This is a genomic window from Hymenobacter bucti, from assembly GCF_042681145.1.
In the GTDB taxonomy this organism is placed as follows: Bacteria; Bacteroidota; Bacteroidia; order Cytophagales; family Hymenobacteraceae; genus Hymenobacter; species Hymenobacter bucti.
This window is the reverse complement of sequence record NZ_JBHUFD010000003.1, coordinates 235218-258894: the sequence shown is the minus strand read 5'-3', so window position 1 is coordinate 258894 and position 23677 is coordinate 235218. Positions and strand designations below refer to the sequence as shown.

At 60.6% G+C, this 23677-nt stretch carries 26 protein-coding genes; 10 read left to right on the top strand and 16 right to left on the bottom strand.

The features are described from left to right. Nucleotides 1-93 precede the first annotated feature (93 nt). Nucleotides 94-2172, bottom strand: coding sequence for a DNA primase (dnaG, locus tag ACFSDX_RS08810; protein ID WP_382312964.1), 2079 nt, complete (start codon nt 2170-2172; stop codon nt 94-96). A 316-nt stretch (nt 2173-2488) separates the two neighbouring features. Between dnaG and ACFSDX_RS08805 the strand changes: the two genes are divergently transcribed. After that, nucleotides 2489-3490: a hypothetical protein gene (locus ACFSDX_RS08805; protein WP_382312963.1), complete on the top strand. Its 1002-nt coding sequence runs from the start codon at nt 2489-2491 to the stop codon at nt 3488-3490. 604 nt (nt 3491-4094) lie between these two features. Here ACFSDX_RS08805 and ACFSDX_RS08800 read toward each other — a convergent pair. Next, complete coding sequence (locus tag ACFSDX_RS08800; protein WP_382312962.1) at nt 4095-4766, bottom strand: LEA type 2 family protein; 672 nt, start codon at nt 4764-4766, stop codon at nt 4095-4097. A gap of 382 nt (nt 4767-5148) precedes the next feature. On the opposite strand from ACFSDX_RS08800, the gene ACFSDX_RS08795 reads away from it, so the two are divergent. After that, nucleotides 5149-8040 carry a leucine--tRNA ligase gene (locus ACFSDX_RS08795; protein ID WP_382312961.1) on the top strand — a complete coding sequence of 964 codons (2892 nt, stop codon included), beginning with the start codon at nt 5149-5151 and terminating at the stop codon, nt 8038-8040. Between the two features lie 200 nt (nt 8041-8240). Here ACFSDX_RS08795 and ACFSDX_RS08790 read toward each other — a convergent pair whose 3' ends face one another. From ACFSDX_RS08790 to ACFSDX_RS08770, 5 genes are all read right to left on the bottom strand, one after another. Further along, complete coding sequence (locus tag ACFSDX_RS08790) at nt 8241-8483, bottom strand: hypothetical protein (RefSeq protein WP_382312960.1); 243 nt, start codon at nt 8481-8483, stop codon at nt 8241-8243. A gap of 53 nt (nt 8484-8536) precedes the next feature. After that, a complete protein-coding gene (gene rlmF / locus ACFSDX_RS08785) occupies nt 8537-9511 on the bottom strand; it encodes a 23S rRNA (adenine(1618)-N(6))-methyltransferase RlmF (RefSeq protein ID WP_382312959.1) in 975 nt (324 codons plus the stop codon). Between the two features lie 94 nt (nt 9512-9605). Then, nucleotides 9606-9977, bottom strand: a complete 372-nt coding sequence (locus ACFSDX_RS08780) for an MmcQ/YjbR family DNA-binding protein (RefSeq protein ID WP_382312958.1) — start codon at nt 9975-9977, stop codon at nt 9606-9608. Nucleotides 9978-9986: 9 nt separating this feature from the next. Further along, nucleotides 9987-10163, bottom strand: a complete 177-nt coding sequence (locus ACFSDX_RS08775; protein WP_382312957.1) for a DUF6728 family protein — start codon at nt 10161-10163, stop codon at nt 9987-9989. A 183-nt stretch (nt 10164-10346) separates the two neighbouring features. Beyond that, nucleotides 10347-11078 (bottom strand): phytanoyl-CoA dioxygenase family protein, encoded by a 732-nt coding sequence (locus ACFSDX_RS08770; RefSeq protein WP_382312956.1) that lies wholly within the window; start codon nt 11076-11078, stop codon nt 10347-10349. 89 nt (nt 11079-11167) lie between these two features. Here ACFSDX_RS08770 and ACFSDX_RS08765 point away from each other — a divergent pair, with 89 nt between their 5' ends. The 3 genes from ACFSDX_RS08765 to ACFSDX_RS08755 all read left to right on the top strand — a co-directional run bounded on the left by ACFSDX_RS08765 (nt 11168) and on the right by ACFSDX_RS08755 (nt 12052). Next, nucleotides 11168-11635 carry a nuclear transport factor 2 family protein gene (locus tag ACFSDX_RS08765; RefSeq protein WP_382312955.1) on the top strand — a complete coding sequence of 156 codons (468 nt, stop codon included), beginning with the start codon at nt 11168-11170 and terminating at the stop codon, nt 11633-11635. A gap of 73 nt (nt 11636-11708) precedes the next feature. Beyond that, nucleotides 11709-11906: a type II toxin-antitoxin system HicB family antitoxin gene (locus ACFSDX_RS08760; RefSeq protein ID WP_382312954.1), complete on the top strand. Its 198-nt coding sequence runs from the start codon at nt 11709-11711 to the stop codon at nt 11904-11906. A gap of 5 nt (nt 11907-11911) precedes the next feature. Beyond that, a complete protein-coding gene (locus tag ACFSDX_RS08755) occupies nt 11912-12052 on the top strand; it encodes a type II toxin-antitoxin system HicA family toxin (RefSeq protein WP_382312952.1) in 141 nt (46 codons plus the stop codon). A 49-nt stretch (nt 12053-12101) separates the two neighbouring features. Here ACFSDX_RS08755 and ACFSDX_RS08750 read toward each other — a convergent pair whose 3' ends face one another. Continuing rightward, nucleotides 12102-12386 (bottom strand): hypothetical protein, encoded by a 285-nt coding sequence (locus tag ACFSDX_RS08750; protein WP_382312951.1) that lies wholly within the window; start codon nt 12384-12386, stop codon nt 12102-12104. A 2-nt stretch (nt 12387-12388) separates the two neighbouring features. Beyond that, nucleotides 12389-14386, bottom strand: a complete 1998-nt coding sequence (ispG, locus tag ACFSDX_RS08745) for a (E)-4-hydroxy-3-methylbut-2-enyl-diphosphate synthase (RefSeq protein WP_382312949.1) — start codon at nt 14384-14386, stop codon at nt 12389-12391. A gap of 126 nt (nt 14387-14512) precedes the next feature. On the opposite strand from ispG, the gene ACFSDX_RS08740 reads away from it, so the two are divergent. Further along, nucleotides 14513-14998, top strand: a complete 486-nt coding sequence (locus tag ACFSDX_RS08740; protein ID WP_382312947.1) for a TlpA family protein disulfide reductase — start codon at nt 14513-14515, stop codon at nt 14996-14998. Nucleotides 14999-15130: 132 nt separating this feature from the next. Here ACFSDX_RS08740 and ACFSDX_RS08735 read toward each other — a convergent pair whose 3' ends face one another. The 3 genes from ACFSDX_RS08735 to ACFSDX_RS08725 form a co-directional block, all read right to left on the bottom strand. After that, nucleotides 15131-16102 (bottom strand): NAD(P)H-quinone oxidoreductase, encoded by a 972-nt coding sequence (locus ACFSDX_RS08735; protein WP_382312945.1) that lies wholly within the window; start codon nt 16100-16102, stop codon nt 15131-15133. Nucleotides 16103-16231: 129 nt separating this feature from the next. Next, the gene (locus ACFSDX_RS08730; RefSeq protein ID WP_382312944.1) at nt 16232-17125 is read right to left on the bottom strand and encodes a PAS domain-containing protein; all 894 of its coding nucleotides are present in this window, start codon (nt 17123-17125) and stop codon (nt 16232-16234) included. A gap of 27 nt (nt 17126-17152) precedes the next feature. Then, entirely contained in the window at nt 17153-17512 is a 360-nt protein-coding gene (locus ACFSDX_RS08725) for a hypothetical protein (protein WP_382312943.1), read from the bottom strand. 255 nt (nt 17513-17767) lie between these two features. Between ACFSDX_RS08725 and ACFSDX_RS08720 the strand changes: the two genes are divergently transcribed. Further along, on the top strand, nt 17768-18295 hold the full coding sequence (locus tag ACFSDX_RS08720; protein ID WP_382312941.1) for a hypothetical protein: 528 nt from the start codon (nt 17768-17770) through the stop codon (nt 18293-18295). Nucleotides 18296-18360: 65 nt separating this feature from the next. On the opposite strand, the gene ACFSDX_RS08715 is transcribed toward ACFSDX_RS08720, so the two are convergent. The 3 genes from ACFSDX_RS08715 to ACFSDX_RS08705 all read right to left on the bottom strand — a co-directional run bounded on the left by ACFSDX_RS08715 (nt 18361) and on the right by ACFSDX_RS08705 (nt 20703). Then, entirely contained in the window at nt 18361-19296 is a 936-nt protein-coding gene (locus ACFSDX_RS08715) for a D-2-hydroxyacid dehydrogenase (protein ID WP_382312939.1), read from the bottom strand. Nucleotides 19297-19412: 116 nt separating this feature from the next. Then, nucleotides 19413-19811, bottom strand: coding sequence for a hypothetical protein (locus ACFSDX_RS08710; protein ID WP_382312938.1), 399 nt, complete (start codon nt 19809-19811; stop codon nt 19413-19415). 184 nt (nt 19812-19995) lie between these two features. Beyond that, the gene (locus ACFSDX_RS08705; protein WP_382312937.1) at nt 19996-20703 is read right to left on the bottom strand and encodes a hypothetical protein; all 708 of its coding nucleotides are present in this window, start codon (nt 20701-20703) and stop codon (nt 19996-19998) included. 222 nt (nt 20704-20925) lie between these two features. On the opposite strand from ACFSDX_RS08705, the gene ACFSDX_RS08700 reads away from it, so the two are divergent. From ACFSDX_RS08700 to ACFSDX_RS08690, 3 genes are all read left to right on the top strand, one after another. Continuing rightward, complete coding sequence (locus ACFSDX_RS08700) at nt 20926-21342, top strand: 6-pyruvoyl trahydropterin synthase family protein (protein WP_382312936.1); 417 nt, start codon at nt 20926-20928, stop codon at nt 21340-21342. Beyond that, entirely contained in the window at nt 21326-22009 is a 684-nt protein-coding gene (gene folE, locus ACFSDX_RS08695) for a GTP cyclohydrolase I FolE (protein ID WP_382312935.1), read from the top strand. The genes ACFSDX_RS08700 and folE overlap by 17 nt, the downstream gene beginning before the upstream one ends. Before the next feature lie 100 nt (nt 22010-22109). Then, entirely contained in the window at nt 22110-23018 is a 909-nt protein-coding gene (locus ACFSDX_RS08690) for a TIGR01777 family oxidoreductase (protein ID WP_382312934.1), read from the top strand. Between the two features lie 78 nt (nt 23019-23096). On the opposite strand, the gene ACFSDX_RS08685 is transcribed toward ACFSDX_RS08690, so the two are convergent. Continuing rightward, a complete protein-coding gene (locus tag ACFSDX_RS08685; RefSeq protein ID WP_382312933.1) occupies nt 23097-23600 on the bottom strand; it encodes a D-glycero-alpha-D-manno-heptose-1,7-bisphosphate 7-phosphatase in 504 nt (167 codons plus the stop codon). Nucleotides 23601-23677: the final 77 nt, after the last annotated feature.

Genomic DNA, 23677 nt, shown 5'->3' with positions numbered 1-23677 from the left:
TCAATTATCAGTTATCACTCGGGTGACCCCACTTATCGATTTGCAGCCCCCGACTAGCGAGTGATAACTGATAATTGATGACTGATAATTGACTCACGCGTTGCGCGCTACTACCGTGCCCAGCATCTGGGCCAGCTGGTTGTCCAGCTTGGTTAATTCATTGTAGCGCAATAGCGCGTTGAGCTGCTCGTTTTCATCGAGGCGGCTGTCGTTTATTTGGGCCAGGCACTGCTGGCGCTCGCGCTGCACGTGGCACTTGTTGAGGCGCAGAATGGCGTTGTCACAGGCCAACTGCAAGAGGTTGAGCTCGGTGGGCACGTAGATGTCCTTGATGCGCCAGTTGGGGCTGAGGTCGTAGCGCTCGGTGGCAAAGTCGGCCAGCAGGCTCCGGATGGCCGCGTCTTCGTGGTGGGCCAGCTGGCGCATGTCGGGCAGCTGGCCCTGCAAAAACGCCGCCCGGCACTCGCCCCAGAGCTGGGCATACAGCGGCGTGCGCAGCGGCGTGCCTTCGAGCTGGCTCAGTAAGTAGTGCGCCACCGACACCTCGGGCTGCAATTCGTGGGCGCCGTAGAGCACCAGCAGGCGCAGCACGGCCTGCTCGCACTGCATCAGCACGTCGAGCGGCTCGGCCAGCGCGTGCGGGTCGGCGGTGGGGCCAGCGAGCTGCGCTTTCTCCTCCTCCGAGCCGTGGATGGAGCCGTACATGGCCATCTCAATCTCCTCCTCGGGCGTGAGCTCGTGGTGCGCCGGGGCGGCGGGCGCGCTGCTGGCGGCCGTGGGCGCGGCAGCGGGCCTAGGGCTACTAGGGCCGCTTTCCGTGGGCCGGGCCTTGGCGGGGCTGGCCGTTTTGAGCAGCTTGTTATACTCAGTGATAATAACTTGCTCGTCGAAGCCAAACACGCTAGCCGTTTGCTGCAAAAACACCTGGCGCTTGAGGCCATCGGGCACTTTTGCTATGCTCTGGAGCACTTCGCGGATGGCCTCGGCCTTCTTCACCGGGTCGTGGCTGGCCTCGCGGGCCACGAGCGTGGTTTTGAAAGCGATGAAGTCCTGGCTCTGGTTTTCGATGTAGGCGGCGAAGCGCTGGTCGCCCACCTTGCGGATGTAGCTGTCGGGGTCGTCGCCATCGGGGAAGAGCACCACGCGCACGTTCAGGCCACCTTCGAGCAGCAGGTCAATGCCGCGCAAACTGGCCTTAATGCCCGCCGCGTCGCCGTCATACAGCACCGTCACGTTGTCGGTGTAGCGCTTGATGAGGCGAATCTGGCCCTCCGTGAGCGAGGTACCCGACGAGGCCACCACGTTTTTAATACCGCCTTGGTGCAGCGAAAGCACGTCGAGGTAGCCCTCCACGAGGTAGCACAGCTCCTCCTGCCGGATGGGTTGCCGAGCCTGAAACAGGCCGTAGAGCACATCCGACTTATGGTAAATCTCCGACTCGGGCGAGTTCAGGTACTTCGCCATCTTGTCGTCGCGCTTCAGGGTGCGCGCCCCGAAGCCCACCACGCGCCCGCTCACGTTGTGAATCGGGAACATCACGCGGCCCCGAAACCGGTCGTAGCGCCGGCCGGTGTCGTGGCCCTGGTCGTCTTCGCGCTTGATGACGAGGCCGGTCTTTTCGAGGTATTTGAGCTGGTAGCCCGCCTTTTCGCCCGACTTCAGCAGGTCGTCCCACTGGTCGAGCGAGTAGCCCAGCTCGAAGGTCTGGATGGTGCCTAGGTTCAGGCCGCGCTCCTTGAGGTACGCGTAGCCCACGCCCATGCCTTCCTCGGTATTTTGGAGCAGGCGGTGGTAGTGGTCTTTGGCCCAGTTAGATACGATGTACTGTGAGTCGCGCTCGTTTTGGGCGAGCTGCTCTTCGGGGGTGCGCTCCTCTTCCTCGGGCACCGATACGCCGTATTTTTTGGCCAGGCCGCGCAGCGCTTCGGGGTAGCTGCTGCCCTCCACATCCATCACGAACTGCACCACGCCGCCGGCCTTGCCGCAGCCGAAACACTTGTAGAGCCCCTTGCTCGGGTTTACCGAGAAGGAAGGCGATTTTTCGTTGTGAAACGGGCAGCAGGCCCAGTAGTTCTGGCCTTGGCGCTTGAGCTGCACATAGTCGCCCACCACCTCCAGGATGTCGGCGGTGTGGATAATCTGGTCAACGGTTTCTTTGGGGATGCGGGCCACGGTGCGGAATTAAAGCAGTCAAATTTACGGCCGACGGCTGGCGCGGCGCGGCCGTAGCGCAGGCTTTCGGGTTAAGCCCTATTTCTGAGCGCAAGTCCTAGATTCTGAGTTTACGCCCTCAAAGGCCAGCTATAACACGACAGTAATCACTCTATTTGATACTCAATCAATAAACTGCGCAGCTTACATATTCTTTTTTTTGCCAACCTGTTCAGCGTATTACCGTAAGTGGGCCACCATGTAAGACTATTTAGTCTTGTTTACTTACCATACGGCAGCCATTGGCTAGCCGTGCTATTTCCCCACTATTAAGGTTATGACACCTCATTCTGACTCTCATCTGCACCCTACCGCGACCCCGGTAGTAGCCGCAGCAACCAAGCGCATTTCTTGGGGCGCTATTTTGGCCGGCGCTGTACTGGCCTTAGTTATTCAGCTTGCCCTGAGCCTGCTGGGCTTGGGCATTGGCCTGGGCACTATCGACCCCCTCACCGAGCAAAATCCCATGGCTGGTATCGGCATCGGGGCTGGTATCTGGTGGGTGGTTAGCATGCTGATTTCGCTCTACCTGGGCGCCACCGTGGCCAGCCGCCTGGCGGGCATGCCCCGCCCCACCGATGGCATGCTGCACGGCCTGCTCACGTGGTCGGTGGTTACGCTGCTCACGTTTTACCTGCTTACTACGGCCGTGGGCCGCATCATTGGCGGCGTTACGGGTGTGGCAGGCCGCGCCCTGTCGGGCATGGGCAGCGCCGTTTCGGCCGTAGCTCCGGAGGCCGGCGATGCTATTAAAGGCGAGTTGAAAGCCCAAGGCATTGACCTCAATGACCTGAAAAAAGAGGCTAGCAAGCTGCTGCGCCAGACCGGCAAATCAGAATTGAACCCTGATAACCTGGAGCGCCAAGCTAAAACTGCTGGCCAGGAAGCCAAAGACGCCGCCGGCCGCAGCGCCGCCAACCCCCAGGCTGCCGACGACAACTTCGACGATATCATCGACCGCCTTGGCGACCAGGCCAAAGGCGTTGGTAACGCCGCCGACCGCGATGCGGCCGTGAACGTAGTGATGAAGCGCACTGGCAAGACCCGCGCCGAGTCGGAGCAGATTGTTGACAACTGGATTTCGACCGCCAAGCAAGCTCAGGCTAAACTAGCCGAAGCTAAAGTAAAAGCCGAAGCCACCGCCCGCGAAGCCGGCGATGCCGCTGCCTCTGGCCTTTCCAAGGCAGCCCTGATGATGGCCCTAGGCCTGGGTCTGGGTGCCGCCGCTGCTGCCTTCGGTGGCCGCCGCGCCGTACCGCAATCGGTAGTAGTAGCCTAACCGTGGGAGCGCCGACCTAGGTCGGCGCTCCTTGCAGTTGATAATTTGTGAAAGAAGCCCGGTCAAGTAATTGGCCGGGCTTCTTTTTGCGGTACACTTTCTACACATAAATCGTATGCAACCAAGCGCTTATATACATTAACCTGTCGGTAAAAGCCGCTTATTGACCGCCCCTAGGTCCCGGTGGGGCGGCTCAACCCGCCATGCGGTGCCAACGAAGCGCTCTGCTGAATACTGCTACCTCTTACCAGCATCCTTGCCGCCTGTCTGGTCGTTTCTGCCGAGGCTAAGTGGCGGCGGGGTATGCAGGACAGGACCTTGGGCTGTTTTCAGGGCCATGCATAGGCTAGTTGAAAGAGACGCGTTAAAAGGGACGTTGAGTTTTTGCCTTTCAGCGCTTCCTTCTTAACCGTACCCTGACTGCAAAACCGTTGTAGGGTACCAATACTATGGAGTGCACCGCGCCTTACCCGGCCGGCTTAGTTCGGCACACTTTCATAAAAGAAGCCCGGCCAATTGCTTGACCGGGCTTCTTTTATGAAAGTGTGCCTTGTAGAACCCACGCGCGCAATCAGGCGCGCAGTAGCCAGGCTACCGACGCCACCTAGGGGCGGCGGGCCGAGTCGGGGCGGCTCACGGCGTCGAGGGCCTGGGCGGGAGTAAACTCCTTTTCAACCTTAGAATAGCCGGGGGGCGAAATGCGCTTACCACTGCTGGTGATGAACGTGGGCTTCAGCTTGAGGGTGAAACGCAGGGGCTGGCGGTCGCGGTCGGTGAGGCCGAGGGCGAAGTTGGCCAGGCTCTCGCCCGACTGCTCGCCCATTACCTTGCGCAGGTCGCTCTGTACTTCAATCGGGGCCGTAACAAGGCCACCGTTGGCGGGCACTTCAATACGCTGGGTAGTGTGGCCTTTGGCCACTTCCTTGTCATCGATGAGGGCGATGTAATCGAACTCGTTGAGGGCGGCGGTTTCGGAGTTGGGGTTGCGGAACTCCAGGTTCACGCGCATGCGCAGGGGCAGGTTGCCGGCGGTGGCCGCGGCAGCCAGCAGCGCCCGTTCGGCGGTGCCTAGGTCGCCGGCTTGGCGCATGTTCAGCACGTTGACGCCGCCCACGGTAGCTTGGTCTACGGAGGCCAGGCGCACGTCTACGTTTTTGAAGGCCTTCGCCTGTTGCACTTGCTCCTGAATGCCGCACTGGCTCAGGCTGGCAATGGCCACCAGGCCAGCTACTACTTGCACCGCCACGCGGGGCTTGGGTAGGAATGAAAAAAACATATAAAGAATGGGGAAAATGTCTGTCTTTTACTTATATCCATTCAAATGGTTGAGCTAATTACAAAAGATTATTTCTCACTCCGCACTGGCGGCCATACGCTACGCTACCGAAAATTCGCGTCTTTCCGCAATTCCCGATGGCTGACCTTAGTTAGCAGCTCAAGCGGGAAGAGCGCGAACCATTCCTATCGGCTAAGCGGCGGGAGAAAATGCGCTTCAAGCATTTAGCCGCAGGCCCGTGTAGTACGGCAGAACTAGGGTGTAGCGCGGGCTGTGCGCGTCCGCGAATAGCAAGACGCGCTGAGTGTCTATTTCCTGCGCGGACTCGCAGAGTCCGCGCTACAGGTTTTCGTACCTTTGCGCGATTCAACCAGCCAAGAAAATGCCCGCGTACCGTCCTCAAGAGCTCGAAAAAAAGTGGCAAGACCACTGGCAGCAGCACAATACCTTTCGCGCCGACAACCAGTCCAGCAAGCCCAAGTACTACGTACTCGACATGTTCCCCTACCCCTCCGGGGCGGGCCTGCACGTGGGGCATCCGCTGGGCTACATTGCCTCCGATATTGTGGCGCGCTACCAGCGCCTGCAAGGGCGTAATGTGCTGCACCCCATGGGCTTCGACTCGTTTGGGCTACCTGCTGAGCAGTACGCCATCCAGACCGGCCAGCACCCGGCCGTGACCACCGAGAAGAACATTGAAACCTACATCCGGCAGCTGCAGCAGCTGGGTTTTAGCTACGACTGGGAGCGCGAGGTACGCACCTCCGACCCTGACTACTACAAGTGGACGCAGTGGATTTTCCTCAAGCTCTTCAATAGCTGGTACAACCTCGACACCGACCGCGCCGAGCACATCCGCACCTTGCAGGAGAAGTTTGCCGAGGGCGGCAGCGCCGGCATCCGGGCCGCGGGGGGCGATGAGGAGCGCCACGACTTCACGGCCGGCCAGTGGCAGATGATGAGCGAGAAGCAGAAGCTCGCCGCCATCCTCCCCTACCGGCTAGCCTATCAGCAAGATACCTACGTGAACTGGTGCGCGGCCCTGGGCACCGTACTCAGCAACGATGAGGTGAAAGACGGCCTTTCGGAGCGCGGCGGCTACCCCGTCGAGCGCCGCCTCATGCCGCAGTGGAACCTGCGCATCACGGCCTACGCCGACCGCCTGCTGCAAGGCCTCAACACCCTCGACTGGCCCGACGCCGTGAAGGAGATGCAGCGCAACTGGATTGGCAAGAGCATTGGGGCCGAGGTTACCTTCCCGGTGCAGGGCCAAGAAGGCGCTGATATCAAGGTCTATACCACCCGCGTCGATACTATCTACGGCGCTACCTTCCTGGTGCTGGCCCCCGAGCATGAGCTGGTCGATACCCTCACCACGCCCGCCCAGCGCGGGGCCGTGGACGAGTACATCGCCGCCACCAAGCGCCGCTCGGAGCGCGACCGTATGTCGGACGTGAAAACCGTGTCGGGCGTATTCACCGGCGCCTACGCCCAAAATCCCGTCGATGGCACGCCCGTGCCCATCTGGCTGGCCGACTACGTGCTGGCCGGCTACGGCACCGGCGCCGTAATGGCCGTGCCCAGCGGCGACCAGCGCGACTACCTCTTCGCCAAGCACTTCGACCTGCCCATCCCGGCCATTTCGGACGCCCAAAAGGACCTCGACCAGCAAGCCGACCCCACCAAGGAAGGCCGCTACATCAACTCGGGCATCGTCAACGGCCTGGGCTATAAGGAAGCCACCACCACCCTCATTGCCTTTTTAGAGGAAAAAGGCCTGGGCAAGGGCAAGGTGAATTTCCGCCTGCGCGACGCCATTTTTGGTCGCCAGCGCTACTGGGGCGAGCCCATCCCGATTTACTACAAAGACGGCACCGCCTACGGCGTGGCCGAAGCCGACCTGCCGCTCGTGCTCCCCGAAATCGACGAGTACAAGCCTACCGAAACCGGCGAGCCGCCCCTGGGCCGCGCCCAAGCCTGGAAGTACAAGGGCCAGTACGAGTTTGAGCTGAGCACCATGCCCGGCTGGGCTGGCTCCAGCTGGTACTACCTCCGCTACATGGACCCGCACAACGCCGACCGCTTCGTATCCGAAGAAGCCGAGCAGTACTGGGGCCAGGTAGACCTCTACATGGGCGGCGCCGAGCACGCCACTGGCCACCTGCTCTACTCCCGCTTCTGGTACCTGTTTTTGAAGGACTTGGGCCTGGTCACGCACAGCGAACCGTTCCAGAAACTGATAAATCAGGGGATGATTTTGGGCCGGTCGAATTTTGTGTATAAATACGGTGATTCAGACCTTTTTGTAACGCAAAGCTGGGCTACCGAAATAGGCCATGGCAAAGAATTAGACCAAGCTATTATTAATCAGTTTGGGCAACAGTATTTCAACGAGAATATCGCCAATATGCCTGTCCGCACACTCTTTTTCAAGAGGCATGTGGATGTCAGTATGGTTGACAATGATATTCTTGACACAAAGGAATTTGTAAGTCGCGGTGAATACTTGAAAATTTTTCCCGAGCTAAAAGATTGCAAATTCTTACCAGAAAAAGACGGCAATTTTTACTGTGCTTGGGAAATAGAGAAAATGTCGAAGTCGAAATACAACGTCGTAAATCCCGACGTGTTGACTGACAAATACGGCGCCGACGCCTTGCGCCTCTACGAAATGTTCCTAGGCCCGCTGGAGCAGTTCAAGCCCTGGAATACCAACGGCATCAGCGGCGTAGCCACGTTCCTCAAGAAGTTCTGGCGGCTCTTCCACCCCGAAGACGGCGCCCTCGCCGTAACCGACGAGCCCGCCACCCCCGCCGAGCTCAAGGCTCTGCACCGCGTCATCCAGAAGGTAGCCCAGGACATTGAGAAGTTCAGCTTCAACACTAGCGTCAGCACCTTCATGATTGCCGTGAACGAGCTCACGGCCCTCGGTACCCACAAGCGCGCCATCCTGGAGCCGCTCGTGCTGCTGCTCTCGCCCTTCGCCCCCCACCTCGCCGAAGAGCTGTGGGAAGCCCTCGGCCACGCGTCCGGCAGCATAAGCCACGCCGCCTATCCCGAGTTCCGCGAAGAGTACCTGGTGGAAGCCAACGTGACCTACCCCGTCGCCATCAACGGCAAGGTGCGCGAGCAGCGCCAGTTTGCCGCCACCGCCACCGCCGCCGAAATCGAAGCCGCTATTCTAGAATCGGATTTCCTCACCCGCTTCGGCGACGGCAAAGCGGCCAAGAAAGTGGTCGTCGTGCCCGGCCGCATGGTGAACGTGGTGGTGTAAATAAGGCTGACGCCTAGCCCCGCGTCTGTTATGCTGAGCTTGTCGAAGCATCTCTACCGCACCGTCCGGGCCGCTCAACGGTACGGCAGAGATGCTTCAACAAGCTCAGTATGACAGATGTATCTGACAGTAACAACAGAAACGCCCGCTACACGTGTAGCGGGCGTTTCTGTTGTTACAGCAAGAAGCTCACACTATTACTAGTCCTCAGACTCATCTGCGTCTTCAAGTTCTTTAAAAAGCTCCTCAGCTGTTTGCAATTTGATTTTCCCCTGCTGATGCAATTCAACTTCCCGCAGGGATTGAGTCAGGTCATCAGCAAGCCGCTGATGCGCGATAGTGAGCGATGCTGCTTCAATTGGTTTCAAGGACAATTTTAGCTCCTTTAGTAATTGCTTAACGAAGTCCAGTTTGTCATCGGGAATGCTGATTACAAAATCCATTTTACTTCGCTTTTTGGTTAAACAACTACTAGCAGTGGTACACAGCTTTTAGTTTAAACCGCCTTGGCCCAGCGTGAGGCGCGGCGGGCAGCCTGCTGCTCGGGCGAGAGGAACGTCCAGGCCACGATGCGGCTTTTCTTCTGGCCCTGGGCCATCTCGATGGTTTTTACTTCCACTGCTTCGGCCCATTGCAGCTCTTTGTAAATACCGGGCAATGTTTGGCTTTGCGAGATGAGCGCCGTGAACCAGAAGCTGCTGGTGGGCAGTTGGTGGCTTTCCTTCACCAGGTTGCGCACGAAGGCTTCTTCGCCGCCGGGGTACCACAGCTCGCTGGGCTGCCCGCCGAAGTTGCGCACCGGCGCCGGGCCGCGGCCCTTGCCTAGGTTACTGGCTTTGCGGCGGGTGCCGGCCGTGGCAGCGGCCAGCGAGGCGTAGAAGGGTGGGTTGCACATTACAGCGTCGAACACCTCGCCACGCTTCACGACGCCGGCCAGTAGCTTGCTGGCATCGGCCTGAAGTCGGCAGTCGACGCTGCCCTTTATGGCGTCGTTGGCGGCCACGATATTGCGGGCAGCATCCAAGGCTACGGAGTCGGTGTCGGAGCCCACGAAGCGCCAGCCGTAGGCCTGATGGCCGATGATGGGGTAAATGCAATTGGCCCCCACGCCGATGTCGAGCACCGAAATGGTTTTGCCGCGCGGTATCGCGCCGCCGTTGCTATCGGCCAGCAAATCAGCCAGGTAGTGCAGATAGTCGGCCCGGCCGGGGATGGGTGGGCACAGGTAGCCGGCCGGAATATCCCAATGCGCAATGCCGTAAAACTGCTTGAGCAGCGCCTGGTTGAGCGCCGTAACAGCCGCGGGGTTGGCAAAATCCACCGATTCGTTGCCAAACTGGTTGACTTGCACAAAGGCGGCGAGCGGCGGGCTGGCCTTGATGAGTTCGGGGAAATCGTAGCGTTCGCGGTGCGGATTGCGCGGGTGCAGCACGTCCTTGCTGGCGAGCAAGTCTTTGGGCGGGGTAGGCATAGGGCAAAGGTACGGCCCGTGCCTGCGGCCGACCGCCTATGGTGCCGTAGCGCGGACTTTTAGTCCGCAAGTAGCCAGCGCCCTCATTAGCGGACTAAAAGCCCGCGCTACTGCCCGCCTCCGCCAGCTCGGCGCGCCGGGCTTTGGGCAGCGACGCTACTACGAGCTGGTACGAGTGTGTTATCCACTGCTGCAACTGGAACACGGTGGCCCCGCTACCGATGACCACCGTGTTCCAGTGCTTTTTATTCTGGTGAAAACCCGGCAGCACGTAGTCGTAACGCTCGCGCAGCTCGACGGCCTGCTCCGGGTCACATTTCAGGTTGATACTCGCGAACGTCTGCAAGCTGGTGAGGGCGAATATTTTACCCCCAACCTTAAACACGAGCGTGTCGGGACCAAAGGGCAGTTCCTCGGTCGCCCCCGGCAGGCTCAGACAGAAATCACGATACTCTTCGATGTTCATCGGCCGGGCTTAGCGGATAAACCAGCGGTACAGCAGCACCCCTAGGCCGACCAGAAACATCGTCATGCTCAGCTTATTGATGAAGTGCATGGTGCGCAGGTTGAAATTATCCTTGCGATTCGGGTCAGCTTTGCGGAAGAAATAACCAAAGGCTGGGCCGAAGTTAAAAAGGTCTTTACCGTTCATAATAGTGTAGGCTAGTGCCACCAAATTAACACCTGGGGCGGCAGAATGATTGCGCCAAAACCTGAATATTCAGCAGTAGCTTGGACTTTGTAGTCCGAGCGCGGGGCAGCCCGCATCCACGCTTGCAGGCGTTCGCTTACGCTGATGCGAGCTGCGCTCGCGCTCGGACTCGCAGAGTCCAAACTACAACACTTCCCGCCGCTCGCACCACACTAGGCCTTCCGGCAGCTCTACATCCGAAAACTCGAGGTGAATAACCCGGCGCGGCCGGTCGCTGCTGCTGCGGTTGGAGGCATGCAACAGCAGCGGCTTCATGAGCATGGCCCCGCCGGCGGGCACGACGCACACGGTGGCCGTGGCGGTGTGGGCAGCAATTATTTCGGGCGGCACCACGCCGCCCAGGTGCGAGCCGGGCACTACTTTGAGGGCGCCGTTGGTGGCGTCGCAGTCGTCGAGGTGCAGGCGGATGGTGACGGTACTTGCGAGCACTTCGGGCGGGGGCTGCACGGCCACCCAGCCGGCCTTAGCAGTCCAGGGGCCGGAACCGGGCAGGTCGGCGGCGCAGCGGTCCACGTTTATCATCAGGTCCTGGTGCCAGGCCACCAACCAGTTGGACCCAGCGGACTTGTCGAAATAAATACCTTTGGTGAGGTGGCAGCCCGCGGGAAATAGCTCGCCCAGCAGCCCGCGCAAGGCCGGTGTGTCGAGCAGCGGCCACAGCGCGGGCACCTCGCCCAGCAAATTGCGGATGGCAAACACGTCCTGGCTACGCCGGAAATTGGGACCGGCGGCGGGCGCGGCATCGAGGCAGGCGAGCAGCGCCGCTACCTCCGCGGCGGGGTAGAGCGCCGGTAGCGTGGCGTAGCCAGTGGCGGCCAGTTGGTGGGCCAGCGCGGGGGTAGCGGTTGGGGTCATGGGCGGCAAAGCTACGCCACCGCTTATTCAGCTTTTTATCCAGCTTTCGGGCGCAACTTGCGGCCCCTAGGTCACTTTCTTTTCAGCTCATGCATCCCCGCGCTTCCCTGCTCCTACTTATGCTGGCCGCCAGCATTCGCCCCACCTTCGCCCAAAAAACCGGCCCCGAAACTGAAGCTGTAAAGCAAACTATTACCTCGTTTTTCGACGGGATGCGCCGGGGCGATAGCACCCTGGTGCGCCGCACGCTGGCACCGGGCGCCGTGTTTCACGGCATCGGCGGCCAGCCCGGCCAGCCGCCTGCCCTGCAAACCGAGAGTATCAACGGCTTCCTCAAAGCGGTGGGCACGCCCCACCCCGACGTCTGGGACGAGCGCGTGCAGTTCGAGCGCGTCCTCATCGACGCCAACCTAGCCAGCGTGTGGGCGCCGTATGAGTTCTACCTGGGCAGCAAATTCAGCCACTGCGGCTACGATTCGTTTCAACTGGTGAAGCTGTCCGAGGGCTGGAAAATCGCGCACATCATCGACACGCGCCGCAAGGAGAAGTGTAGGTAGTTGAAATTGCTGCGTGGCACAAGCAGCAGCGGTTTGCTGTTACCTTAGCCTATCGTAGATAACTTCCATTTTTATGAAACTTACCCTTCTTATTCGCCAAGGCAAAACCCAGCTAATCGGGCAGTTGAAAGAGATTCCCGGTGTGCTCACCCAGGGCAAAACCGTGGAAGAAGTGAAAGAGAATATTCAGGATGCGTTAGCGCTTTACCTAGAAGATATGCGCGAAGATGACGACGCTATTATTGCCCGCGAGGAAGTAGAATTCGCCTAGCGTCTATGAAACGCGGCAAGTTTACCAAGCACCTAGAGGCGCATAATTGCCCGCTGCATCGGCACGGCAGCCGCCACGATATCTACAAAAATGAGCTAACCGGCAAGCGTACCAGCGTGCCCCGCCACGGTAATATTGACAAGTAGTAGTGCAAGGAGATTTGCAAGCAACTTGGGATTCCGAAAGTGTAAGCAGCTAATCGCCCCGAGTGATTAAGCCACTTTCAGCAGCTTTAGCTTGCTCCAATATTGAGACAGTTTTCTCAAACTGCTTGTTATTCAGCTTTTCTAGTAAGGTAAGCTTGCGATTTACCAATTTGCTCGACCACCGGAAATTACCGTAATAATCTAGGTGCGGCTCGATAACGCCAGCAGCTACGGCTGCTTCAAATTCCTCCTCTTCGATACCGCCGATTAGATGCAACTGAAGGCCTCGGGCAGAAGCGGCTTGGTCGTCACGGATGGTATAAAAGTCCAGCATACCTACACCCCCACCGGCTCAACTACTTCCTTCTCAATCCATTTTCCGTCCTCGCGCATGAGCTCGATTAGCTCGTCTACGGCGAGGGCTTCGGGCACGGCTTTCTTGATGACGTCCTGGCCGCGGTAGAGGGCGATTTTGCCTTTGCCCACGCCCACGTAGCCGTAGTCGGCGTCGGCCATTTCGCCGGGGCCGTTCACGATGCAGCCCATGATGCCGATTTTGATGCCCTTGAGGTGGTCAGTGCGCTTACGAATCATGGCGGTGGTTTCCTGCAAGTCGAAGAGCGTGCGGCCGCAGCTGGGGCAGCTGATGTACTCGGTCTTGCTCATGCGGGTGCGGGCGGCCTGCAAGATGCCGAAGCTCAGCTGGTTGAGGCCGTCGATGGTGTCGAGCCACTGCGCCTGGGGGTAGTCCGCGGGCAGGCGGCTGGTGCCGAGCACGATGCCATCACCGAGGCCATCGATGAGCAGGCCACCGAGGTCGGTAGCCGCGTCGAGCTGGGTTTGCTCAGCCGATTGGGCGGGGTAGTCGTGGTCGAGCAGTACCGGGCAGGTGATGCCGTGGTTTATCAGTTCAAAGAAGGCGCGGCGCATTTCGGGCATGGCGTGCGCATTGAGGCTGTGCAGCACCAGCACTACGGTGGGGTCGTGGCGCAGGCGGTCGAGCAGGCGGGCATCGAGCGCATCGAGGGTCAGCAGCAGGAAATTGAGCTGCGGGTGGTTAGCGGCTGGCAGGCGGTCGGCCATGTAGCGGTCGGCCGTCATCAGCGGGTATTGCTCGGGGCGGCGGCCGCCATCGACCCAGGCGGGGTAGTTCACGATTTCCTTCAGGCCGTTGGGCAGCATGAAGGGCACGGGCCGCTCGCCGGTATAGATGTAATCGGACCCTAGGTCCGACATCTGAAACTTGTCGAGGAAGGGCGAATACAGATGCCCGGCGGCGCGCAGGTCGGCGTATTCCAGCTGCGGCAGGCGCGACAGGTCGGCCACCACGCGGGGCACGTTCAGGCCGCCAAAGTTGGCTACTTCGTGGGTGTGGCGGCGGTGGTACTGGAACGGATTGATGGGCTCCTCCCCTTCCAACGGCTTTATGGGCTGGGCCAGCGCGGCGCGGCTCGTGTAGCGGTCGATGAGCATGCGGGCCACCGGGGCTTCGGCCTCGGGGGCTTCGGTGAGGCTCACGCGCACGGTGTCGCCCAGACCGTCTTCGAGCAGCGTGCCGATGCCCACGGCCGATTTGATGCGGCCGTCCTCAGCCTCGCCGGCCTCGGTCACGCCCAGGTGCAGGGGGTAGGGCTGCAGGCCTTCCTCGTCGAGCTTTTGCACCAGCAGGCGGTAGGCCTGCACCATCACTTGCGTGTTGCTGGCCTTCATGCTCAGCACCACGTCGTAGTAGTTTTCTTCTTCGCAAAGGCGCAAAAACTCCAGCGCCGACTCCACCATGCCGAGCGGCGTATCACCATAACGGCTTAATATTCTATCCGATAGCGAGCCGTGGTTGGTGCCAATCCGCATGGCGGTGCCGTACTGCTTGCAGATTTTGACCAGCGGCCGAAACCGCTCGCGGATGCGCTCGACCTCGGCCGCGTAGCTGGCGTCGGTGTAATTGATTTCCTCGAACTTCTTTTTATCGGCGTAGTTGCCGGGGTTCACGCGCACTTTTTCCACGATGCGGGCGGCCAACTCAGCGGCGTTGGGCGTGAAGTGGATGTCGGCGATGAGCGGCACGTTGCAGCCGCGCGCCCGCAGCTGCTTCTTGATTTCCAGTAGGTTCTGGGCTTCCTTGGTGCTGGGCGCCGTGATGCGGACGTATTCGCAGCCAGCCGCCACCATCCGCAGCGTCTGCTCCACCGAGCCTAGGGTGTCCATCGTGTCCACGGTGGTCATGCTCTGCACCCGGATGGGGTAGTCGCCGCCCATCGGCACGCCGCCGATGTTCACGACCCGCGCCACGCGGCGCTTATACTCGGTGAGGCTGGGGCAATACGTCTTGTTCATAACCTGAAAACTGCGTCCGAAAGGCGAAAGTTGCGACTCGTCGCAAAGGTACGGCCGGCTGCCGGGCGCAACTTCCGGGCGGGCCTGGTTGTCTGTCTGGCTAGGTTATCATTTTGTTGACTACTCATGTCTAGGTTCTCTTTTTTGCTGCTCGGCGTCGGGCTCTTGCTGGCCACGCCCAGCCTGGCGCAACGCGTAGCGGTGCTCAAGTTTCCGGCGTTGCAGCAGCGGCTGGCCCGCCCCGGCGACACGACTTACGTGGTCAACTTCTGGGCTACCTGGTGCGGACCCTGCGTGCAGGAGATGGCTGGCTTTGAGAAAGTGCGCGCCGCGCAGGCCGGCCAAAAAGTGAAGTTCCTGCTCGTGAGCCTCGATTATGCGGCGCTGCTCGACAAAAAGGTGAAGCCCTTCGTGCAAAAGCACGGCCTGAAGTCAGAGGTAATACTCCTCGACGAACCCGACCTAAACAGCTGGCTGCAAAAGGTAGACGGGCAGTGGTCAGGCTCGATTCCGTTCACCTTGATTTATAATAATCAGGCCAAGAAACGGGCTACGTTTGAGCACCCGCTCACGGCCGCCGAACTGACGGCCGAGCTGCGCAAGTTTTTGTAGCGGCCCCAGCCCCTCTCCGCAAGAAAAGAAAGCCCGACGGAAGTAGCGCGAAGCTCCGCTGTGCGTTCCATTAGACGAGCCGCGCAATGCTAATCTAACGAAACGCACAGCGGAGTTTCGCGCTACAGCTGCCTAGGCTACTTCCAGCACGATTTTGCCGATGTGGGCGCTGCTTTCCATGCGCTGGTGGGCGGCGGCGGCCTCCGCCAGCGAGAAGGTGCGGTCGATGATGGGGCGGAATTTACCGGCCGCGATAAGCGGCCACACGTGCTTTTCAATCTCCGCAGCCAGGGCAGCCTTGAAGTCGGCGGAGCGGGGGCGCAGCGTACTACCCGTAATGGTGAGGCGGCGGCTCATCACCTGCATGGCGTCGAACTCGGCCTTGGCGCCCTGCATAGCGTTGATGAAAACCAGGCGGCCATCTTCGCGCAGCAGGCGCAGGTTTTTGGGGATATAGTCGCCGCCTATCATGTCCAGAATCACGTCGATGCCGACTTCTTTCAGCACCTGTTCAAAGTCGTCGGTTTTGTAATTAATAGCCCATTCGGCGCCCAGGTCGCGGCAGGCCTGGCACTTGGCCGCGTCGCCGGCCGTGGCGGCCACGCGGCTACCTAGGGCGTGCGCCAGCTGAATGGCCGTGGTGCCGATGCCGCTGCTGCCGCCGTGCACCAGCAAGGTTTCGCCGGGCTGCAAATGGCCACGCTCAAACACGTTGTGCCACACCGTAAACACAGTTTCGGGCAGCGCGGCGGCCTCCACCATGCTTAGGCCGGCGGGCACGGGCAGGCAGTGGCGGGCGTCCACCACGGCGTAGTCGGCGTAGCCACCGGCCGCGAGCAGAGCGCACACCGCATCGCCGGGCTGCCAGCGGGCGGCGTCGGGGCCGCATTCTTCGATGATGCCCGCGATTTCGAGGCCCGGCACTAGGCCGGTTACGTCACCGCTGCCAGCGTATTTGCCCTGGCGCATGAGCACATCGGGGCGGTTGACACCGGCGGCGTGCACGCGCACCAGCACCTGGCCGGCACCGGGTGTGGGGCGCGGGGTTTCTTGCGGGTGCAGCACCTCGGGGCCACCGGGCTTTTGAATGATTATTGCGTTCATACCGGCTTAAACGCTAAAAAAGCGGGGCCGGCTACCTAGGTAGCCGGCCCCGCCGGTGGCGCGCATTTTGCAGCTCGCGTTGATTAATAGTCACTCAGGCAAACGCAAATTACAACGTTCGTGCTACGTCTACTTGCCCAGCTGCTTGCGGAGATTTTTGACTTCGTGCTCCAGCTCCAGGTTACGGAAAGTCACTTTGGCCTCCAGGTCGTCGTAGGAATTTTGCAGCTGCTCTTGCAGCTCGCGCATCTTGGTCACGTCGGTGTTAGTACCCAGCCAGCGCACAAGCTGGCCTTGCTCGTCGTATACGGGCACGGCGCGGGTCAGAAACCAGCGGTACTCACCATCGTGGCGCTTTAGCGGCAGCGTCAGCTCCCAGGGCTCGCCTTTTTCCCAGGCATCTTTCACGTGACCAACCACTTCGCCAACGTGGTCGGGGTGCTGCACTTTCTCCCAGCCCCAGCCCGCCATTTCTTCGGGCGAAGAGCCGGTAAAATCGTACCAGCGCTTGTTGTACCAGTAGATATGGCCGTCGGGCCGGGCCATCCAAGAAAGCTGGGCTACGTTGTCGGCCAAGGTTGTGAACTCCGACTCGCGCTCGGCCAGGGCCTCGCTGGCTAGCTTCTGGTCGTGGATGTCGGTGCAGGTGCCAAACCACGTCACGATAGCATCCGCTTCATCGCGCCGAGGGCTGGCCTGGCCCAGAAACCACCGGTAGCCGCCTTCTTTATCCTTGAAGCGGTACTCAATCTCGTAGTTGTCGCCGGAAGCCAGCGAGTGCCCCCATACTTGGCGGGCGCGGGCACGGTCGTCGGGGTGCAGCAGGTTATTCCACATGTCGGGGCCTACACTGTCGGCCAGCGTGTAGCCCGTGTAATCGACCCAGCGCTTGTTAAAATAGATGTGGTCGCCCGCCGGGTCAGTTATCCAAACGAGCTGCGGAATAAAGTCAGCCAAAAACTGAAACTCATTTTCAACTAGCGAAGGCGAGTTGGGGCTAGCGGTAGAGGCGTCCACGGCCATACGAACTGGGAAAGCGGTTGGAGAAAATTAGGGGCGGTCGAGCTGCATTTCGAGCCCCGAACTGAAATAGAGGTTGAGCTGGCTACGCGCACCGTCGGTAGTGCGGCGCAGGCGCGTAACGAGGGCGCGCAGGTCCTCGGTGGGCAAGGTCAGGCTCAGGTAGGGGCGGTTGAGCAGCTCATCGCGCAGCACAGCCCAGCTGCCGGTTTCATTTTGAGCAGGAGCCTGCAGCTCAAGTGCTTGGCCACCCAGCAGCAGATTGGTAGCCTGGGCCAGGGCACTGGCTGGGTCGGCCCGGTTCAGCACCCGGTGAGCCACCCGCCAGGCACCAGCCAGGTAGTCATCAGGCACTTGCTGTAGGTTAACGTCGAGTAGCAAATCAGACATGGGCAGAAAAACGGCAAAAGTTACCGGCAGAATAAAGCGCGTAACGCAGATATAGCAAAGATGTTGGCTCGGGCTTTGGGCGAACTACAGATAATAACCTAGTTCTTCTCAGCATAGTTCAGCTTTATGGCCTCCTACCAGCCACTTGCTGCGCGGCCGGCGGCCGATTGCCTAAATTTTGTGCGCGCCGTATAGCTAGCAGCGGCCCTAGGGGGCGCTACCTTACCCTGGCCAACCACGGCGCTTTTTTTCGTCATGAACTACTTTCCATTTCCGGCGGGGCTACCAGGCCAGGTGGCGCGAGCGGCGCGGCAGGCAGGCCAGCGCGCCGGCCAAACCGGCCGGCTGTTTCGCCAGCTTGTGCAGCGCACGCTCGACGCGGTGCAGGACGTGCTGCGGGCCGAGATTCAGAACGGCCACGCCCGGCTAGTCGTTGACTTCCTGGCCGATAAAGCGTTGCCCGCCGCGCGGGTACTGCTGCTCGAGCGCATGACGGCGAGCCTGCTGCTGCGCCTAGGCCTGCGCGGCGTGTTTATGAGCAACGTGGTCGGCTGGGTGCTGCCGTTTGTGCTCGAAAAGCTCTTTCAGGCGGCCCGCACCAGCGGCTTGCTAGCCAAGCTCGAAGCCAACCCCACCGTGGCCGATACGCTGGCCCGCGTGGAGGAGCTGCGCCACGCCGCCACCCGCCTCATCTTCCCCGACGGTGATACGGGCGCCGTAGTGCTGACTGATGAGGAAGCAGCTGCGCTGCTGGCGCAGCAGCCAGCAGCGCCGAAGAAGTAGCGGTAGCGCCAGGCGCCGCTTCACGTTGCAGCGAGGATACTCCTGCAGCGCTCTGCGCTACAGCGCTAATACCCAGCCTCCAGCGCCACTGGGTTTTCCAGTGGCTGGCCGGCACCTAGGCGCGCCAAATTGCGCACAAGCTGGTCGATTTTGCCTTCCGCTTCGCGGGGCTGGCCGCCACCGGTGTGCTGGGTTAGCAGCACGTTGGGCAGCGTCCAGAGCGAGTGGCCAGGTGGGATGGGCTCGGTAGCCGTCACGTCGAGCACGGCCCCACCTAGGCGGCCGGCCTGCAGCGCCGCCAGCAGGGCAGGCTCGTCGGTGGTGTTGCCGCGGCCCACGCTGGCGTAGATGCTGCCGGGGCGCATGGCCGCCACCAGCTCAGCCGAGAAAAACTGGTCGGCGCTGCCGGGCAGGCAATTTATTACCACGTCGGTTTCGGGCAGGGCGGCGGCCAACTCTTCCTTGGAGTGCAGCTGCGCCTGCGGGTCGCGGCGGGCCAGCAGCTGCACCGCGCAGCCAAAGCCGCTGAGCTGCTCGCGCACGGCCTGCCCAATGGTGCCCGCGCCAAGTATCACCACGCGCTTGCCGCGCAGCAGGCCCTGGCGGCCGCGCACCTCTGCCCCCACCCACTGCTGCTTGGCCTGCAACAGTACCAGTTCGGGCAGGCGGCGGTAGAGAGCCAGCAGGCCCGCCACCATCGTTTCGGCGCAGCCCCAGGCAAAGAAGTCGCCCATGTTGGCCACTGGCACCGCTAGCCGCACGCCCTTGTAGCGGTCAAAACCTGCCGAGTCTATCTGCCAAAATTTTAGCGCCGGCAGTGGGCTCTCCGTGAGCCAGGCGGGCGGCGGGTTGCCCAGCAGGATTTCGGCCGATTGGAGCGCCGCCCGCGCCTGGTCGGCGGGCAGGTCGGCGTTGAACATCAGCTCCGCCCCGGCGGGTAGCTGCTGCCGTAGGTAAGCACGCGCCGCTTCGCCGAGGGCCGTAAACACGAATATCTTCATAGTAGCAAGAAACATTACCACGTGCCCGGCCAGTCTGGCCGCTCGGCATCAAACTAAAGCAGGCACCCGCGATTACTCGCGGGTGCCTGCCATAAAAAACTATCAGTCAACCTAAACTAGCTATTTTTAGCGTTTTTCAGGTCTTGCTCGGGCGTTGTGCTACTGCCTTGCAGCTGGCTGGCAGCGGCCACCAGGGCCGCGCTCAGCTTCTCCACGTGCGGGCGGGTATTACCCTCGGCAAACGAGGCTACGCGGGCGGTTTCAGCACCTAGGCTGTGCAGCAGGCGGCCCGTTTGGTCGCCGTCGTAGGTGCCGCTGTTCAGCAGCGCTTTCAGGGCTTGCAGGTCGGTTACCAGCTTGTGAAACTCGGCGTTGTGGGCGGTTTTCAGGTCTTCAATCCAGCGCTGCAGCTGGTTGTCGATGCCTGCTTTGCCGGCCTCTTCTTGCAGGTCGCCAGTGAGCAACTTAACGGCGCTTTCCAGGTGAACCTGGTGCTGCACTTCTTTCTTTTCCATGGGGTCGGGGAGAATTGGGGAGGGAGTATTGCCTTGCCCAAACGCAAAGCCCCGCCTTGGGGTTGGCTACGGCCACCCCCCAAAACAACAGCTGCCACCCCGGAATAGGGCGGCAGCTGCCTGATAATCAACCGTAAAATAATGTTAGCTACTGGTAGTTAAACGGAAGGTAAATTTTATGAGGTTATTCAATCTTCGTCATGCGCTCTTTCACGGCCTCTAGGGCCACGCGCATGTTCACGATGTCGGCGCGGGCGGCTTCCTGCTCCTTCAAGTTCGTGTCAATCATGTTGTTGTACTGCTGCAATTCGGCCGCGTTGGCCGCCAGCTGCTGCTGAATCTCGACCTTGCGCACCTTGTTCTTCTCGATGTCCTTTTTGATGGTGTTGGACTTCTCGATAACCGACATGTTGTTGTTCTGCGAGTTCACCAGCGCCTTTTCAGCGTCAGCGATTTGGGCCATCAGGTCTTCGCGGTACATCGAGCGGGCAAAATCCTTGAGGTATTTCTCGGCGGCTTTCCACTGGCTGGGGGTCGATTCGCGGCCTAGGTAGGCGTTGCCGAGGTCGATACTCCACCACACGCCGGTGCCGGTGGGCAGCGCATCAACGCGGCTAATAACGCGCACCGGGGTAGCCGAAATTTCGGGGATGACCACGCCATCCATCGTCACTATGCCTTTGTTGTTTTTTACCTTCCCCGGAAATTGCTCGGTCAGCTGCTTTACCCACGACGTTTCGACCCGCTTGTTGTCAAGCTGCATGCTTACGCGCTGGCCTTTGCGCGGAATGTTGTTGATAGACATATCGGCTTCATCGACTGGCGAACGCTGGGCTGATGCGCGCAGGCCGGCCAGTACCAGTAGGAGCACCAACAGTATTTTTCGGTTCATAACGATTAAAATGATTAAAATAGAAAATGTGATAAAACGAAGGTAGAGTACTCGCTAATTCTTTCGAGTGGTCAAATTTAAGCGTTATAATCTGTGCAAAACCAAGAAATCTATAATTTTTTTTACGAGTCCGATTTTTTATTATTTAAATACTATTCACTGCGCCCGGCGCCCTGGCTCGGCCCGCCGAACAAAAATCCGTTGCCCTAGTTTAAACCGTCTATGCCTGAGCTCACCATTTGCCGCACCGAGCATCTCAACGCGGCCCACCGCCTGCACAACCCCGCCTGGGACGAGGCTCGCAACCAGCAAGTATTTGGCAAGTGCAACAACCCTAACTACCACGGCCACAACTATAACCTGATAGTGCGCCTCACCGGCCCCACCGACCCCGAAACGGGCTACGTCTTCGACCTCAAGGCCCTAGGTACGCTCGTGAAGCGCGAAGTGCTCGACCACTTCGACCACCGCAACCTGAACCTGGACGTGGCGGACTTTAAAAACCTGAACCCAACGGCCGAGAATATCGCGGTTGTTATCTGGCGCCGGCTGCGCCCCGCGCTGCCCGCCACCCTAAAGCTCGCGGTCACGCTCTACGAGACGGACCGTAATTTTGTAGACTATGATGGAGGAGACTAACCCGCCGGCCCACCCCGAGCACCCCACCGGCCTTGGTCCCGATGACCACCTGCCACCCGGCCTGCGCACGCCCCTGCGCCCCGACGCGTTTGCGCGGCCCGATGAGGAAAAAATAGAAGCTATTGCCGGCCACTTCCGGGCTATAATGGACGAGCTTGGCCTCGACCTCACCGACGACAGCCTGGCCGGCACCCCGCGCCGGGTAGCCAAAATGTACGTGCAGGAGTGGTTTAAGGGCCTCAACCCCGAGCACCGGCCCGAGGTGCGCCTGTTTGAGAACCGCTATGAGTACCAGCAGCTGCTGGTAGAGCGCGACATCACGGTGTTTTCGTGTTGCGAGCACCACTTCGTGCCCATCATCGGCAAGGCGCACGTGGCCTACCTGCCGGGCAAGCACGTGGTGGGCCTCAGCAAGCTCAACCGCGTGGTGCAGTACTACGCCCGCCGGCCGCAGGTGCAGGAGCGCCTCACGCGCCAGGTGGCCGAGCACCTGCGCCACAGCCTAGGTACCCCCGACGTGGCCGTGCTCATCGAGGCCGACCACCTCTGCGTGATGAGCCGTGGTGTGAACGACACCAGCAGCTCGACGCTCACTAGCGAGTACGGCGGCCGCTTTCAGGAAGATGCCCAGCTGCGGTCGGAGTTTTTGCGGCAGATTGGCAAGTAGGCTTTTGAGCTGTTAGCTTTTCGCGCCGCTCGTGTTTATTGCATCGTTATTCAGAAGCTAACAGCCCGTAGCCCATAGCCAACCGCCTGACTTAATTACTATGAAAATCCTCATCACTGGCGGCACGGGCATGATTGGCCAGCGCTTAGCCGAGCTGCTGCTCGACCACGGCCACGACGTGGCGCTTCTGACCCGCGAGCCCGGCAAAAGCAGCCACTATCGCCTCTTTGGCTGGGACCCCGCGGCCGGCACCATCGACCCGGCCGCCGTGCCCTACGCCGACTACGTGGTAAACTTGGCGGGCAGCAGCGTAGCCGACGGCAAATGGACGACTAGCCGCAAGCACGAAATCCTGCGCAGCCGCCTCGACGGCCTCGAGCTGTTGCAGCGCGAGCTGGCCAAGCCCGGCCACCACGTACGCACGCTAGTATCAGCCTCGGCCATTGGTATTTACGGCGACCGGGGCGATGAGCTACTGCACGAAAACTCGCCCACGGCCGCGCCCACTGACGATTTTTTGGCCGACGTGGTGTTGCAATGGGAAGCCGGCGCCCGCGCCATTGCGGCGCCGGGCCTGCGGGTGGTGCTTCCGCGCATCGGCATCGTGCTTAGCCCCGAGGGCGGCGCGCTGGTGCCCATTGCCAAAACCGTGCGCTACGGGGCCGGTGCCCCGCTGGGCTCGGGCCGGCAGTACATGAGCTGGATTCACCTCGACGACCTGTGCCGCCTGCTGCGCCAGATGGTGCAAGACGAGCTCTGGCAAGGCGAGTACAATGCCGTGGCGCCCCACCCGGTTACCAACCAGGAGTTTACCGAAACGCTGGCCCAGGTGATGCACCGCCCGCTAGTACTGCCCAAAGTGCCTGCCTTTGGCCTGAAGCTGGCCATGGGCGAAATGAGCGAGATTGTGCTGGGCTCGCAGCGCGTGAGCGCCGACAAAGTGCTGAGCCAGGGCTTCCAGTTTGAGTACCCCGAACTACGGGCGGCGCTGGAATCGTTCTACGAGTAGTACCGCGGCCCCTGCGGGTCCGCGCGTCGTCTCGTCTGGTCGTTGCTACCCACACGCGGACCCGCAGGGTTCGCGGTACTATCCCAGAATCAACTCGGTAGCCGCTGCCAAGTCCCCTACGCGAGGCGAATGCGCCAGTGCCTCACTGTGGCCCACCAGAATGCCGCGTACCCCTACCCTGGCCCCGGCTTCGAGGTCGCGGGCGCGGTCGCCGATTATCCAGCTGGCGGCGGGGTCGATGGCGAAGCGGGCCATGGCCTTTTCGAGCATCCCCGAATCGGGCTTGCGCAGGATGGACTCGCTCACCGAAGGGTGGTTTTCGGCGAAGTACAGCGCGTCGATAACGTGCCCGCAGGCTTGCTGCAAGAGGCTGTGGCACTCCTGCACCGCGGCGCGGGTGTAGAGGCCTTTGGCGATGCCCGCCTGGTTGGTAACCACAATAAGGCGGTAGCCAGCGGCCTTGAGCCGGCGCAGGCTCTCGGGCACGCCGGGCACAATGCGGAAGCGCTCAGGCGCCCAGACGTAGTCGCCCAGTTCTTCGTTGAGGACTCCGTCGCGGTCCAGAAATACGGCTTTGTTCATGTTTTTGGCCGTTAGCTGGCAGCTACTAGCTTTTGGTTTTCTTGAAACAAAACGCAAAGCTATCAGCTACTAGCTAT